Source organism: Streptomyces sp. L-9-10 (assembly GCF_004151105.1).
Classification (GTDB): Bacteria; Actinomycetota; Actinomycetes; order Streptomycetales; family Streptomycetaceae; genus Streptomyces.
In genome coordinates, this window is sequence record NZ_PHRF01000138.1 from 1 (window position 1) to 253 (window position 253).

Annotated in this window: 1 pseudogene; it reads right to left on the reverse strand. The window is 65.6% G+C overall.

Annotated elements, in window-relative coordinates:
- Nucleotides 1-253, reverse strand: a pseudogene (locus CU044_RS30190) (coagulation factor 5/8 type domain-containing protein); the annotation flags it as partial.

Genomic DNA, 253 nt, shown 5'->3' on the forward strand with positions numbered 1-253 from the left:
GACGGCCCAGCGGTTGGTGCCGTTGACGGGGTTGAGGGCGAGGTTCTCGGCGGAGCGCCAGAAGTTCTGGGTGGCGTTGCCGTTGAACCAGCCGGCGTCCACGGTCACATCACCGTTGAAGGTGGTGTCGTCGGGCGAGAGCCCGAGGCCGGAGATCGAGGTGTAGAAGCCGAGCTGGGCGTTGATGTTGTTGTACGTGCCGGGCTTGAACAGCAGCTGGTAGCGGCCCGAGCCGAACTGCGCCGATTCCTGC